This is a genomic window from Pseudomonas sp. S3_G06 (assembly GCF_054667565.1).
In genome coordinates this window covers 1054135-1067519 of the sequence record NZ_CP162738.1, presented here as the reverse complement: position 1 = coordinate 1067519, position 13385 = coordinate 1054135, and the positions used below count along the sequence as shown (strand labels likewise).

The 13385-nt window shown below is 62.0% G+C and carries 13 protein-coding genes; 5 read left to right on the top strand and 8 right to left on the bottom strand.

Annotation, left to right across the window (positions count from 1 at the left end; all coding sequences use genetic code 11):
* Nucleotides 1-23: 23 nt before the first annotated feature.
* Nucleotides 24-521: a transcription elongation factor GreB gene (gene greB, locus AB4N47_RS04860; RefSeq protein WP_071173132.1), complete on the top strand. Its 498-nt coding sequence runs from the start codon at nucleotides 24-26 to the stop codon at nucleotides 519-521.
* A gap of 6 nt (nucleotides 522-527) precedes the next feature.
* On the opposite strand, the gene AB4N47_RS04855 is transcribed toward greB, so the two are convergent.
* From AB4N47_RS04855 to AB4N47_RS04845, 3 genes are all read right to left on the bottom strand, one after another.
* The gene (locus AB4N47_RS04855) at nucleotides 528-836 is read right to left on the bottom strand and encodes a hypothetical protein (protein ID WP_041478394.1); all 309 of its coding nucleotides are present in this window, start codon (nucleotides 834-836) and stop codon (nucleotides 528-530) included.
* 248 nt (nucleotides 837-1084) lie between these two features.
* Entirely contained in the window at nucleotides 1085-1519 is a 435-nt protein-coding gene (locus AB4N47_RS04850) for a DoxX family protein (protein WP_016770887.1), read from the bottom strand.
* Nucleotides 1520-1632: 113 nt separating this feature from the next.
* The gene (locus tag AB4N47_RS04845; protein WP_341639372.1) at nucleotides 1633-3054 is read right to left on the bottom strand and encodes an MltF family protein; all 1422 of its coding nucleotides are present in this window, start codon (nucleotides 3052-3054) and stop codon (nucleotides 1633-1635) included.
* Nucleotides 3055-3289: 235 nt separating this feature from the next.
* Here AB4N47_RS04845 and AB4N47_RS04840 point away from each other — a divergent pair, with 235 nt between their 5' ends.
* From AB4N47_RS04840 to AB4N47_RS04830, 3 genes are all read left to right on the top strand, one after another.
* On the top strand, nucleotides 3290-4105 hold the full coding sequence (locus AB4N47_RS04840; RefSeq protein ID WP_341639371.1) for a TatD family hydrolase: 816 nt from the start codon (nucleotides 3290-3292) through the stop codon (nucleotides 4103-4105).
* A 203-nt stretch (nucleotides 4106-4308) separates the two neighbouring features.
* On the top strand, nucleotides 4309-5790 hold the full coding sequence (locus AB4N47_RS04835; protein WP_341639370.1) for a methyl-accepting chemotaxis protein: 1482 nt from the start codon (nucleotides 4309-4311) through the stop codon (nucleotides 5788-5790).
* 229 nt (nucleotides 5791-6019) lie between these two features.
* Nucleotides 6020-6385, top strand: a complete 366-nt coding sequence (locus AB4N47_RS04830; RefSeq protein ID WP_041478386.1) for a DUF962 domain-containing protein — start codon at nucleotides 6020-6022, stop codon at nucleotides 6383-6385.
* Between the two features lies 1 nt (nucleotide 6386).
* Here AB4N47_RS04830 and AB4N47_RS04825 read toward each other — a convergent pair whose 3' ends face one another.
* The 3 genes from AB4N47_RS04825 to AB4N47_RS04815 all read right to left on the bottom strand — a co-directional run bounded on the left by AB4N47_RS04825 (nucleotide 6387) and on the right by AB4N47_RS04815 (nucleotide 8562).
* A complete protein-coding gene (locus tag AB4N47_RS04825; protein WP_041478384.1) occupies nucleotides 6387-7181 on the bottom strand; it encodes an acyl-CoA thioesterase in 795 nt (264 codons plus the stop codon).
* Nucleotides 7182-7416: 235 nt separating this feature from the next.
* Nucleotides 7417-8178, bottom strand: a complete 762-nt coding sequence (locus AB4N47_RS04820) for a CHAD domain-containing protein (protein WP_341639369.1) — start codon at nucleotides 8176-8178, stop codon at nucleotides 7417-7419.
* A 105-nt stretch (nucleotides 8179-8283) separates the two neighbouring features.
* Nucleotides 8284-8562, bottom strand: coding sequence for a hypothetical protein (locus AB4N47_RS04815; protein WP_016770894.1), 279 nt, complete (start codon nucleotides 8560-8562; stop codon nucleotides 8284-8286).
* Between the two features lie 214 nt (nucleotides 8563-8776).
* Here AB4N47_RS04815 and AB4N47_RS04810 point away from each other — a divergent pair, with 214 nt between their 5' ends.
* Nucleotides 8777-9814, top strand: coding sequence for a patatin-like phospholipase family protein (locus tag AB4N47_RS04810; RefSeq protein ID WP_076563739.1), 1038 nt, complete (start codon nucleotides 8777-8779; stop codon nucleotides 9812-9814).
* 109 nt (nucleotides 9815-9923) lie between these two features.
* On the opposite strand, the gene AB4N47_RS04805 is transcribed toward AB4N47_RS04810, so the two are convergent.
* Nucleotides 9924-10619 carry a response regulator gene (locus AB4N47_RS04805; protein ID WP_016770895.1) on the bottom strand — a complete coding sequence of 232 codons (696 nt, stop codon included), beginning with the start codon at nucleotides 10617-10619 and terminating at the stop codon, nucleotides 9924-9926.
* 48 nt (nucleotides 10620-10667) lie between these two features.
* The gene (locus AB4N47_RS04800) at nucleotides 10668-13319 is read right to left on the bottom strand and encodes a sensor histidine kinase (RefSeq protein ID WP_073472405.1); all 2652 of its coding nucleotides are present in this window, start codon (nucleotides 13317-13319) and stop codon (nucleotides 10668-10670) included.
* Nucleotides 13320-13385 lie beyond the last annotated feature (66 nt).

Here is a 13385-nt window from a genome sequence, read left to right as displayed (position 1 = left end):
GGTCTTAATCACAAGAAGTCGCCATGAGCCGTTATCGCCCTCCCCGCACCGCCGGCACCGCGCTGATCACCCCCGAGGGTGAAGCGCGGATGCGCGCCGAATTCCATGAGTTGTGGCATGTGCGTCGCCCGCAGGTCACCCAGGCGGTGAGTGAAGCGGCGGCGCAGGGCGATCGTTCGGAAAACGCCGAGTACACCTACGGCAAGAAGATGCTGCGCGAAATCGACAGTCGCGTGCGCTTTCTCACCAAACGCCTGGAAGCGCTCAAAGTGGTCAGCGAAAAACCCAGCGACCCGAACAAGGTCTACTTCGGCGCCTGGGTAACCATCGAAGACGAGGACGGCAAGCAGTCGCGCTACCGCATCGTCGGCCCCGATGAACTGGACCTCAAACAGGGTTTGATCAGCATCGACTCGCCGCTCGCCCGCGCGCTGATCGGCAAGGCACTCGACGCGGAAGTGCGGGTGCAGACGCCGACCGGCGAGCAGTTCGTTTACATCGTTGCGATTGAATACCCGTAAGACTGATCAGCGCCGAGTGATCAGGCCCTGCCGTGCAACGCGGGTGAGTTGCTTGATCATCTCCGGCGCATCTTCTGCGCTCGGCGCCTGAATCACCGCCAGATCGAAGCTGTCCGTAGCAAAACGCGCCAGCGACTCGCCGTCATCGACAAACTGGATCAGGAACGCGGCAGGACCGCCGCTGCGACGTGGCCAGCCATCGAGATAACGCAACAGCGTCGGCTGGTGTTTGCCGCCAAGAAGGATTTTCGGGTTGCGCTGGGTGACATGTGCCGTGATCGGCGCGGGACGTGCTGGAGGGCGTAGTGCGTTCATCGTGTCGTGTCTCTGCCTCAAAATTCTGCATGGCAGGTGAGAGGCAACACCGAACCAGCGCTTTAGCGGTATTTCGAAGCCCTGTTCCGGCTTCTGACGGTAACTGTAGAAGTCACCTGGCGCCCCGCAAGTAGCTGTTTAAATCGGCGCATGGGCAACATCCTAGAGAACGTGACCGATCAGTGTCAAGAATCGCCAGCAACAAAAAAGGCCCGCGCAATGCGGGCCTTTGCCTTGAGCCAGAGCCTTCAACCGGCGATGGCACGATCCGCCGAGAGCTTGCCGGCACCTTCGATCAGTACCGCGATGCTGCCGGCCAACAAAGCCAGGGCGAACTCGTAACCGTTGTTGGCCATGAACAGACCGTTGCCGATGTGCACCGAGAAGATCGCCACCAGCGAGAGGAACGCCAGACCCAGTGCCGCCGGGCGTGCCAGCAGGCCGATGATCAGCGCCAGACCGGCGAAGAACTCGGTACCGCCAGCCAGCGAGGCCATCAGGTAGCCGGGGGTCAGGCCAATGCTTTCCATCCATTGTGCGGTGCCGGCCAGGCCGTAACCACCGAACAGACCAAAGAGTTTCTGCGAACCGTGGGCGGCGAAGATCACGCCGACAGCAATGCGCAGGACAGTCAGGCCGTAACCGGCGCGGGTGAACAGAACCTTGTTGATCAGAGAGCTCATGGTGCATTCCTTGTTGTGCAGAAGTGTTTGTGTGTTTGGGTTGGTCGCTATATTAATCAGTTTATTTCATGTTTAAAGCGCAAAAATTTCGCCATAACAATCGAATTGTTAGATTATTTCCGTGTGACCACTTTCTGCTGCCGGGGCTCGAGCGACTCTCGCTCCCGGTCGAATGCCAGGTAATACTTGTTCACGCTATTAACATAGCTGACGGCGCCCATCCCCACCTGCTCCATGGCAATGCGCTCGACCTGGAAGAACCACTGGTTGGGATTGAGGCCACGGCGGCGGGCTTCCGCGCGCATACCCTGCACGCGCTCGGGGCCGATGTTGTACGCGGCGAGGGTGAAAGCCATGCGCTCACGCTCGTTGAGTTTCGGGCTGCTGAAGAACTTGCGGCGGATCATCGCCAGGTATTTGGCGCCGGCCTGCACATTCGCATCGAGATTCTGGATATTGCTCACGCCGACCCGCTGCGCGGCGGACGGGGTGATCTGCATCAGCCCGGTCGGACCGCTGCCGCTGCGAGCGTTGGGCTGCAGACGCGATTCCTTGAACGCCAGCGCCGCCAGATTGAGCCAGTCCATGTTTTGCGCGTCGGCATGCTTCTGCAGGGTCGGACGGAGTTTTTCCAGACGCTGGCGATCGGCTTTGGCCAGCGGATTGTGCACCTGATACAGGCGTCGATAGATGCGCAGAAACGCCGCGTCTTCGTCCGACGGTTTTTTGTAACCGGTGAGGAAGCGATCGATGCTCGCGCGCAACATCGATGCATCGCGACGCACGAACCAATGCTCCTCGCCCGGCTCGCCGAGGCTCAGTTGCCGATCGAGACGCAGCTTCGGCAGGATCTTGCCCCAACGCTCGGCAATCGGTTGCTCGACGATGGTCAGGTGGAAAATCCCGCCCTGAACCATCTCCAGCACATCCTCCACCGCCAGCGTCGGATCGACCCATTCGATGTTGATCGGCGCGAGTTTGTGCAGCGCCAGTTTCTGGTTGAGCTGACTGACCACCTCCCCCGCCGCACTACCGGTGGGCAGCGCCAGGGTTTTGCCGGACAGTTGCTCGACCTTGGTGTAACGGCGCTGGCCCTTGATGCCGACCAGCACCAGCGGCACGTTGCTGGCAATCGGTTCACTGCTGGCCACCGCATAGCCCGATGGCAAATCGAGCAATTCACCGGGCGCGACCATATCGCCTTCGCCGCGTTGCAAGGCGCCGAGCAACTGATCCTTGGCTTTGGGAATGATCTTGAGGGTGACTTCCTGGCCGTCACGAGCATGGCCATTGAGGTATTGCTCGAACGCGCGCAATCGGTGGTACTCGACACCGATGGCTTGGCCCTGGACTTCGCCGGAGCTGTTGCGGCTCTGATTGACCAGTACCCGCAGCACGCGGCTGCTGCGAATGTCCGAGAGGTCGCGAACCTTGCTCGCCGGCACGGTTTGCAGCGGCCCGGGCAGGCGTGCGACCGCCGTCATCGGCAGCAGTAACGCAGCACATAACAGCAGCAGAACCGAGGGACGATGCATCCACTCTCCGAAAAGAATACGGGGCGATCGCGTCGCAAAAGAGACGATATCACCGACGAAAACAGAGCGCTTTGTGCGCTGGTAAAGTGCGAGAGACTGGCACAGTGATGGCATTGTCGCCACCCCGGAGTCCCCCGCGGCCTCAACAGACAGCCATAAGTCTTTGTAGTTCTTGGTTTTTCTTATAAATCTACAGCTCTGATATGCTTTCCGGCCTTCGGCCCGAGGTAGCACCATGCAACTCATCGATATCGGCGTCAACCTGACCAACCCCAGTTTCGCCGACAAACACCAGGCCGTGCTCGACCGCGCCTACGCCGCCGGCGTCTGCCAACTGGTGCTGACGGGCACCAGCGTCGAGGGCAGCGAGCAGGCGCTGGAACTGTGCCGGCAACTGGATGAAAGCGGCCAACGGCTGTTCGCCACCGCCGGTATTCACCCGCATTCGGCCAGCGACTGGAACGCTGACAGCGCGCGCCGCTTGCGCAGTCTGTTGAACGAATCCAACGTCGTCGCGGTGGGCGAATGCGGGCTGGATTTCAACCGCGATTTCTCCCCGCGCCCGCAACAGGAAAAGGTTCTCGAAGAACATCTGGCGCTGGCCGTCGAGTTGCAATTGCCGGTGTTCCTGCACGAGCGCGATGCCAGCCAGCGCCTGCTGGAGATCCTCAAGGACTTCCGCGATCAACTGCCGGCGGCGGTGGTGCACTGCTTCACTGGCGAGCAAAAGGCCTTGTTCAGCTACCTCGATCTGGATCTGCACATCGGCATCACCGGCTGGATCTGCGACGAACGCCGGGGCACGCATCTGCATCCGCTGGTCAAAGAGATCAAAGCGGGACGGCTAATGCTGGAAAGCGACGCGCCGTATCTGCTGCCGCGCACGTTGCGGCCGAAGCCGAAAAACGGCCGCAATGAGCCGGCGTATCTGAGCGAAGTGCTGCGCGAAGTGGCGTTGCATCGCGGCGAGACCGAGGAAGCGCTGGCCGCACATACCACCGCGTGTGCCCGGGCGTTCTACAACCTCCCCGCCCTCCCTGACACACCATAATTCTCTTGTGGGAGCGAGCCTGCTCGCGAAAGCAGTGGTTCAGATGGCAATGATGTTGACTGACACGCCCTCTTCGCGAGCAGGCTCGCTCCCACAAGGGGGAACAATGCGCCCTGTTGATTCATATCAAAACCCCCGAACCTGCATAGCGGCACAATAATGGCACCTTGCCAAAACTGTTTCCGCTATCAGAGAAGACCTCCATGGGTGCCTGGCTTAGCAACATCTCGCTGAAATTTAAATTCTGGGCGGTCAACGCGGTCGCCTTTGTCACCACCCTGCTGTTGGTTTTGTACGCCGTGCATCTCGAACAACAGGCCCGTAGCCACGCCGCGCAGGTGTCCGCGCAGGCGCAGGCGCAGTTGCTCAAGGCCTGGCCGACCGGGCAAGCTTTGCCCAAATCCGCCCAGGTGCTGACCTTCAAGCGCGGTGAAGCGCCGCGTCTCAATGATCAACCGCTGCTGGAAATCAGCGGCAGCAACGGCTGGAACGCCATCAATGAAATGCCACTGTTCGGCGACGACCCGTTGATGGGCGCCGAAGTGTTCAGCCGTGCCGACGGTGAGCAAGTGGCGGTCATCGCCTATGCCCCGAGCCTGAGCCAGGTGTTCAGCGAGCGTTTCGCCAACTATGCATTGGCGGTCTTCGTCCTGATGCTGGCGATGCTCGGCGCCTCGCAACTGTTGATCCGCTTTCTGCTCAGCCAGCTCAACACGTTGAAAGACGTGATGCTGCACGTTGAAAAAACCGGCGATCTTTCTGCTCGTGTGCCGCTGGTGGGCAAGGACGAAGTCGGGCAGATGGCCAATGCCTTCAACGCCATGCAGGCCGGTTATCAACGCGTCGTAACCACCGTTGCCAGCACCGCGCGACAATTGGATGACGGCGCTGCGCGGCTGGCCTCGAGCATGAATGATGTGCGCCACGGCATGCTCGGCCAGCAAAGCGAAACCGATCAGGCTGCCACCGCGATCAACGAAATGACCGCCACCGTTTATCACATCGCGCAACACGCCGGCGCCACCCGCGATCTGTCGAAAACCGCCGATGGTCTCGCTGGAAGCGGTCAGCAGGTGGTGGCGCGGGTGCAGCAATCGATTGCCGGGTTGTCCAGCGGCGTGCAGCAGACGGCAGAAATGATTCAACGCCTGGCCGAGGACAGCCAGAAGATCAACGGCGTGGTCAGCGTGATTCACAGCATTGCCGAACAGACCAACCTGCTCGCGCTCAACGCGGCGATCGAAGCGGCCCGAGCCGGGGAGATGGGGCGCGGCTTTGCCGTGGTCGCCGATGAAGTGCGCAACCTCGCCAAGCGCGTGCAGGCGTCCACCGACGAGATCACCGGCATGATCGCCGCGTTGCAGGCCGGCACCCGCGATGCGGTGGATTTCATGCAGGAGAGTTCGTACAAGGCCGACGACTGCGTGCAGCAGGCGCAGGAGGCTGGCGCGGCGCTGGCGGAAATCACCGGAGCGGTGGCGCAGATGCGCGAAAGCAACACGCAGATTGCCGTGGCGGCGGAACAGCAGAGTCAGGTTGCCGAGGAGATGAACCGGGCGGTGGTGAGTATTCGTGACGTGACCGAGAACACCGTGCAGCAGACGGTGGATTCGGCGACGACCAGTAATGAGTTGGCGACGTTGGCCGGGGAACTGAACAAGGCGATAGGTCAGTTGAAACTCTGATGGCCTATTCGCGGGCAAGCCCGCTCCCACAGGGATTTTCTACAATCAACAATTGTGCGTACACCGAGCACACTGTGGGAGCGGGCTTGCCCGCGATGGCGTCCGCTCAGGCGACATCAAATTTTGCCATTGCCGCTATCAACTCAATAGCCAACCTTGATTCGCCGCCCTCCGCGCCCGGGCCTATTCTTCAACCATGAAGTTCAACATGGATCGAGGAGTAGCAAACATGGGCAAACGTCACCCCAACCTTCCCGCGTGGCAATGGCGCGCATACCCGGGCAATCATCAGCATCCGACCAATCTGGTCCTGCACTTGATTGCCGTGCCGTTGTTCATCGTGGCGTTTCTGTTGATCGTGTCGGGAGTGTTCAGCCTGAGCCTTGCCAGCGTCGCCATCGGCGTGATCGGTATCGTCGCGGCGCTGGGTCTGCAGCGCCACGGTCACGGCCTGGAGGCGCAAGCCTCCGAGCCGTTCAGTGATCGCAAAGATGCCGTGTCACGTTTGCTGGTCGAGCAGTTTCTGACGTTCCCACGGTTCTTTCTCAGCGGTGGCTGGTGGCGCGCCTGGCGTGAGCGCCACCGTCGGCATTGAGTCAGGCGAAGATCGTCACGGTCTGCCGACTCATGGCAATCAACTCCCCTTTCGCACTCCACAACTTCGCGGCGACATGGCCGTAGCCGTCGGCTGCGTACTCGATGTCGGCCAAGTATTGGCACCAATCCAGCGTGCTCAAGTCGTGTAACGGCTGCACGAATTCGATGGTCCAAGTCAGCGTGCTACCCGGTGCCGGTTTCTTCAGATACGGCAACAGCGCCGGCGGCCAGGCATCCACCAGCGCCAGCAGATGCGCCTCGTTGACCGGCTCCTCTTTGACATCCCCACGCAACCGCACCCAGCCGCCCATCAAGCGCGAGGCCGTGCCGGAGAACGGAATACCGCCGACGCTCCAGCGCATCGCCAGATGGCGCATGAATTCCGGGGTCACGCCTTTGATGTAGGGCAGCTCCTGGCATTCGTCCCAGTGCTTCATCGTTGGCGCCGGGTAGGCTTCGACGGCGACTTCCGAAGGCCGCGAGGCACCGAAGCTGCCCTGAATGATCGTCACCACTTGGCCATTTTGCATGGCGCGACCCAACACCTGACTGACCGCTTTGCCTTCACGCAGCACATCGACTTCGAAACTCACCGGCACCTCCGGCTCGACCGGACCGACAAAGGTAATCGCCAGCGAACGCACGGGGCGCTCCGTCGGCACCCTGGCGCGCATGGCTTCAAATTGCAGCGCGGCCACCAGCCCGCCAAAACTCGCACGGCCCTGCCCCCATTCGGCGGGGATGATTACTTCAGGTTGTTGGCGGACAGCATCGAGCAGATCGCAAAAGCGCATGACAACCTCGGAAAACGAGAAAGGAATGCGCGGATCTTACCGAGCCCCGGGCGGCGGCGCAGCGTCTATTCCGGTCAAATGGGCTGACAGATAGGCCTTGACCCGATTCGTGTAACGACGAATTCCCTTGTGGGAGCGAGCCTGCTCGCGAAAGCGGTCGATCAGTCAACAACGATTGCGACTGACACGGCCCCTTCGCGAGCAGGCTCGCTCCCACAGGGGAACGGAGTCATCTTCAGGAATGTTTGAAACACGTCACGCTGAGCTTTTCCAGCACTTGATCGGCCTTCAGCTCTGCCTTGATCAACCCCGCCTGCCAGGTGGCCACGCACGGTTGCAGATCAGCCTCCTGCTCGGCACGCGCCAGCCATTGCCAGCAATCGTGCCAGTCGCCCAATGCGCCTTGCGCCGATTTCAGGCGTTTGTAAGCCGGTTTCGGCAAGCGATCGAGCTCGGGATAGGCTTCGATGCCATAGCGCACGCGCTTGATCAGCAGGCGCAGACGATGGCGGTCATGGGCGGGATCGTGCAGCGCCGCATCGAGTTTCTGCCATTGTTTGCCCAAGCGTTTTTCAATGCGTTTACCCAGATCCTTGAGTAAGCCCTGACGCTCGGACGCGCGCAGAAACCGTGGAAATGCGTCGAGAATCATCAGCAACGAAGCCAGTTCCGCACTCGCCGCCAGCGCCGGATACGCCTCGGCCATTTGCGCCAGACGCCGCTGCGCAGCCTCGGGTTGATGATGCTCGAGCAGATACGCCGCCAGCACTTCGCGATCACGCCACGGTGTGGTCAGATCGCCCACCGCAGAAGCCGCCGCCTCCAGTTGCTCGACACCCGGCAAGCCGCGCAACGGCCGCAACAGACTGCGCAAGCGCCGCACCGTAGTGCGCAAATCATGCAACGCCTCGGGATCAGTGCGCGCAGTCAAGCGCGCCTGACATGCCAGCAGCCGCACATCCAGGCTCAAAACATGAGCCACCAAGCGATCGATCATGGGGGTCTACTCCGTAGACGGCTGCAAGCTTCTAGCTACAAGCTTCAAGCTGAATGCGTTTGCTTCAAGCTTGCCGCTTGCAACTAGAAACTTGCAGCTGCTTTTTTAACGTCCTGCGCGGGATTCGCGAATGTAGAAGCGGGCTTTCTCGGCTTTTTTGCTGCAGCCTTCGAAGCCTTCGAATTGTTGCTGGGTCTTGGCGGCGGTCAGCAGCGACAGCGCTTTGGAATAGCTGACGGTGCCGGCGAAGCCTTCAGCCTTGGCCAGGTCCAGTTCGTGCCAGGCCGCGTCGAGTTGGCTGCCGCAGCTGTCGCGGTACGCGGTTTTGCCGGCGCAACCGGCCAGAACCAGAGCCATCAACGGTACACAGATCCAGGCTTTCATCACTCACACCTCAAGGTAGGTCAACAGTCGTGCAGGTAAGACGGTCAAGCGGCGAAAAAGTGCCTCGCTGATCGGTCAAACCACGTGGCGCAGAGCATAGCGCGCAAGCGTGCGCCGCGAACGAAAAACGACGTCACTGCTTCACGCAACGACCTTGGCGATTGAGCCGCTTGGCCGATGCGTGCATTGTGCAGGCTTGTCGGGAGGAAGTTTGATGAAAAAGCGTGTCGCACTGGTGCTGGGCTCCGGTGGCGCCCGGGGCTATGCCCATATCGGCGTTATCGAAGAAATTGAAAGACGCGGCTACGACATCGCCTGCATTGCCGGTTGTTCGATGGGCGCGGTGGTCGGCGGGATCTATGCCGCCGGCAAACTGGATGAGTACCGGCGCTGGATCGAAAGCCTTGATTACCTCGACGTGCTGCGCCTGGTCGATGTGAGTTTCCGTCTCGGCGCGATTCGCGGTGAAAAGGTCTTCGGGCAGATTCGCAAGATCGTCGGCGAGATCAACATCGAAGACCTGCGCATCCCCTACACCGCCGTCGCCGCCGACCTGACCAACCAGCAGGAAATCTGGTTTCAGGAAGGCTGCCTGCATCAGGCCATGCGCGCCTCGGCGGCGATTCCCAGCCTGTTTACCCCGGTGATGCAGGGCAACCGCATGCTGGTCGACGGCGGCATTCTCAATCCGTTGCCGATCGTTCCGGTGGTATCGAGCCATTGCGACCTGATCATCGCGGTCAACCTCAACGCCACCAATCAGCGCCAGTACAAGTTGCCGGTGATTGAGCGGCCGGCGGCGTTCCGTTCGCGCTTCGACAGTCTGATCAAATCCATGGGTTCGAAGTTGCCATTCCGCCGTAAACAGGCCGAACAATTGTTGAAGCTGGAACAGGAAGCGTTGCGCGCCGAGGCGGCGGAGATCAATCCGTGGCTCGAAGGCGTCGAACCGGAAAGCCAGCAACCGGCCGCCGCCCCGGAACGCGAAGGCGCGCCGAAATCCGCCACAGGTTCGTTCATCATCGATAACGTCGGGCCGGCGTCGCTGCTGGATTTGATCAACCAGAGTTTCGAGGTGATGCAGACCTCACTGGCGCAGTACAAGATCGCCGGGTATCCGCCGGATATCCTGATCAACGTGCCGAAGCGGGTATGCCGGTTTTTCGAGTTCTACAAAGCGCCGGAGTTGATCGCGCTGGGCAGACAGATTGCCAGTGATACGCTGGATCGGTATGAGCAGGAGCAGGGTTGAACTGATGCGGATTTTTCGGAGTATTTGATGGCCTCTTCGCGAGCAGGCTCGCTCCCACATTTGAAATGCATTCCCCTGTGGGAGCGAGCCTGCTCGCGAAAGCGTCAGCTCAGCCAGCTTCACTCAACAACCGATACCCCACCCCCGCCTCAGTCACGATAAACCGCGGCCGGGTCGGGTCATCCGCCAGTTTCTGCCGCAGATGCCCGACCACGATGCGCAGGTAATGACTGTCCTCGGTGTGCGTCGGTCCCCAGATATCCTTGAGCAATTGCTGCTGGGTGATCACCCGCCCCGGATGCCGCGCCAGTTGCGCCAGCACCGCGTATTCCTTGCGGGTCAGGGCGACTTCGGCGCCGTCGAGCAGCACGCGCCGATAGGCCAGATCCACGGTCAACGGGCCGAAACTCAGCGCCGCTGGCTGCGCCTCCCCCGCCGGTGCCTGACGCAACAACGCGCGGACCCGGGCGAGGAATTCCTGGATGCCGAACGGCTTGGTCACGTAGTCATTGGCGCCACCATCCAGCGCCTCGACCTTCTGCCCTTCACTGGCGCGCACCGACAGCACCAGCACCGGCGTGGTCGCCCATTCGCGCAATTCGCGCAGGACCTGCTGACCGTCCATGTCCGGCAACCCGAGGTCGAGCACCACCAGGTCCGGTTTGCTCAGCGCGGCTTGTGCCAGGCCTTCAGCGCCGGTGCCGGCTTCGAGCACTTTGTAGCCTTGTGAAGCGAGGCTGATGCGCAGGAATTTGCGAATCTGCGGTTCGTCGTCGATGACCAAAATGGTCGCGGTCTGGCTCATGAATTCACATCAACACAATAGATTGGCAAGAGAGTAGCGCAGTCGACTTCAAGCTTCACCGTCCATCCCCGGCTGCGCCTGCAACGGCAGGTGCAAGGTGATGCAGGTGCCGCGCCCGTCGATGCCGTCCGCCACGGAAATACGCCCGCCGTGGGCGCCGACCATGCCCTGACAGATCGCCAGCCCCAACCCCGTGCCCTGCCCGCCGCGATCACCGCGCGCGGCGGTGTAGAACATGTCGAAAATCTTCGCTCGGTCCTCTTCAGGGATCCCCGGGCCTTCGTCGCTGACCGCAAAGAAAATCTCCTGCTCATCGGCGCCGGCGCGCAGTTGCAGGCGACCGTGGCTGGGCGAAAATCGCGCGGCGTTTTCCAGCACATTGACCAGCGCCTGCTCGATCAACGCCGCGTGCACATACAGCAACGGCAGCTCGGCCGGCACTTCGGTGCTGACCTGCAGCGGCGCCAGCACGGCGCGCAGGCGATTGAGCGAACTGCCGACGATATCGGCCGGCGATACCCAGTCGCGCGCCAGCTTCAAGGCGCCGTGGCCGAGGCGAGTCATGTCGAGCAGGTTCTGGATGTAGCGGTCGAGGCGTTCGGCCTCATCGCGGGTGCCTTCGAGCAGCTCGCGGCGATCCTCCAGCGGGATCGCTTCGCCGAGGGCCAACAGGCTGTCGATGCTGCCGCGCATGGCCGTCAGCGGCGTGCGCAAATCGTGGGACACCGAGGCCAGCAAAGCGCTGCGCAACTGTTCGGTTTCGCCGTGCAGACGCGCCGCTTCGAGGTCATCGGCCAATTGCGCGCGGGCCAGGGCTTGCGCCAACGGCTGGCTCAGCGCAGTGAGCAAACGTCGGCGCTGACCGCTCAAGCTCTGGCCTTCCTTGGCGCAAACACCAAGCAACGCCAGCGGCCCGTCCTCGACCGACAACGGCCACCACCACCAACGCCCCAGCGGCAAGGTACCGGTGCCCTTGCCCGCCGGTTGATCGTGTTGCCAGGCCCAATCGGCGGCGGCGCGTTCGGCCTCGGTAAATTGCAGTGGCCCGCCGGTTTCGACTTTCCAGCCGCCCTGGCCGTCGCGGTTGAGCAAGCACAATTGCACATCGCTCCAGCCTTCGAGGTGTTGCGCGGCAGCGCTGATCACGGCTTGGCGATCCGTCGCGGCGGTGAGTTTGCGCGACAGGTCGAGCAGTTCGCTGGTCTCTTCCTGGGTATCGCGCAAAGCCTGCAACTGCCGCCGCTGACGCGCCGCAAGGTTGCCGGTGAGCGCCGCCATCAACAGGAAGAACAGCAGCGTCAGCACGTCTTCTTCGCGCTGAATGCTGAACGAGAAATTCGGCGGGATGAATAGAAAATCGTAGGTGAGAAACGACAGCGCCGCACAGGCCAGCGCCGGGCCGAGGCTGCTGCGCACCGCCACCAGCAACACCGCCGCGAGAAACACCAAGGAGATGTTCGGCAACGGCAACACACTCGACACCGCCCAGGCCAAGGCCGTGGCCAACAACGTCGCGACCAGCGCCAGCGCGTAGTCGAACCATACCAGCGTGACTGAATTGCGCGGGCGCGGTTGGTGCTGCTCGTGATCACTGTCGAGCACGTTGATTTCCAGACCGTGAGCCTGACGCAGCAGGCGCGCCGCCAGACCACCGCCGAACAGTCGACGGCGCAGACGTGGCCGCGATTGGCCGACCAGCAACAGACTGGCGCGGCGCTCGGCGGCGTGTTGAATCAGGGTTTTCGCCACTTCGCCCGCCCGCAACAGCACCACTTCGCCACCGAGGCGTTCGGCCAGTTGCTGGGCGCTTTGCAAACGCAACCGCGATTGCTCGTCACGGGCACTGCCGTTGTCGACATGCACCAGACTCCACGGCAGATGCCGGCGCTGGGCGACGCGGCTGGCGTGACGCACCAGCCGTTCGGCCTGCGCATCGCCATCGATGCCGACCAGCAAACGCCCGCGCACCGCCGGCGCGGCCTGACCGAGTTGGCGATAGCCCTGGGCGAGATCGTTGTCGACCTGCGCGGCGGCGGTCTGCATCGCCAGTTCACGCAGTGCGGTGAGATTGGTCTGGGTGAAAAAAGCGTCGATGGCCGCGCGGGCCTGCTCCGGCACGTAGACCTTGCCTTCGCGCAGACGCTCGAGCAATTCACGCGGCGGCAGGTCGATCAGCAGCAGCTCGAAGGCTTCCTGCAGGACCCAGTCCGGCAGGGTTTCGCGCACCTGCACGCCGGTGATGCCGCGCACCTGATCATTGAGGCTTTCCAGGTGCTGGACGTTGACCGTGGTGAACACATCGATGCCGGCGGCGAGCAGTTCCTGAATGTCTTGCCAGCGCTTGGCGTGACGGCTGCCGGGGGCGTTGCTGTGGGCCAGTTCATCCACCAGCACAAGCTTCGGTTTGGCGGCGAGAATGCCGTCGAGGTCCATTTCCTCAAGCAGCACGCCACGGTATTCGCTGCGCACCAGCGGTTGCTGCGGCAGGCCGCCGAGCAAGGCTTCGGTTTCGGCGCGGCCATGGGTTTCGACCACGCCGGCGAGAACCTTCACGCCCTGGCGCAGTTGCGTATGCGCGGCCTGAAGCATGGCGTAGGTCTTGCCGACCCCGGGCGCCGCGCCGAGGAAAACCTTGAGCCGGCCACGGCCATCGCGGGGCAGGTCTGCTAACAATGCGTCGGCGCGGCCGGAGTCGCTCATGCTGGGGATGCTCTCTTTCTTCTGATGTTTATGCGGTGATTGTCAGGGCGCCTTCGCGAGCAGGCT

Bases quoted from the DNA above. Each gene is read 5' to 3' on its own strand.
- AB4N47_RS04825 (WP_041478384.1), bottom strand. From the start codon at position 7,181: ATGCGCTTTTGCGATCTGCTCGATGCTGTCCGCCAACAACCTGAAGTA.
- AB4N47_RS04800 (WP_073472405.1), bottom strand. From the start codon at position 13,319: ATGAGCGACTCCGGCCGCGCCGACGCATTGTTAGCAGACCTGCCCCGC.
- AB4N47_RS04810 (WP_076563739.1), top strand. From the start codon at position 8,777: ATGAAAAAGCGTGTCGCACTGGTGCTGGGCTCCGGTGGCGCCCGGGGC.
- AB4N47_RS04855 (WP_041478394.1), bottom strand. From the start codon at position 836: ATGAACGCACTACGCCCTCCAGCACGTCCCGCGCCGATCACGGCACAT.
- AB4N47_RS04805 (WP_016770895.1), bottom strand. From the start codon at position 10,619: ATGAGCCAGACCGCGACCATTTTGGTCATCGACGACGAACCGCAGATT.
- AB4N47_RS04850 (WP_016770887.1), bottom strand. From the start codon at position 1,519: ATGAGCTCTCTGATCAACAAGGTTCTGTTCACCCGCGCCGGTTACGGC.
- AB4N47_RS04815 (WP_016770894.1), bottom strand. From the start codon at position 8,562: ATGAAAGCCTGGATCTGTGTACCGTTGATGGCTCTGGTTCTGGCCGGT.
- AB4N47_RS04830 (WP_041478386.1), top strand. From the start codon at position 6,020: ATGGGCAAACGTCACCCCAACCTTCCCGCGTGGCAATGGCGCGCATAC.
- AB4N47_RS04835 (WP_341639370.1), top strand. From the start codon at position 4,309: ATGGGTGCCTGGCTTAGCAACATCTCGCTGAAATTTAAATTCTGGGCG.
- greB (WP_071173132.1), top strand. From the start codon at position 24: ATGAGCCGTTATCGCCCTCCCCGCACCGCCGGCACCGCGCTGATCACC.
- AB4N47_RS04820 (WP_341639369.1), bottom strand. From the start codon at position 8,178: ATGATCGATCGCTTGGTGGCTCATGTTTTGAGCCTGGATGTGCGGCTG.
- AB4N47_RS04840 (WP_341639371.1), top strand. From the start codon at position 3,290: ATGCAACTCATCGATATCGGCGTCAACCTGACCAACCCCAGTTTCGCC.
- AB4N47_RS04845 (WP_341639372.1), bottom strand. From the start codon at position 3,054: ATGCATCGTCCCTCGGTTCTGCTGCTGTTATGTGCTGCGTTACTGCTG.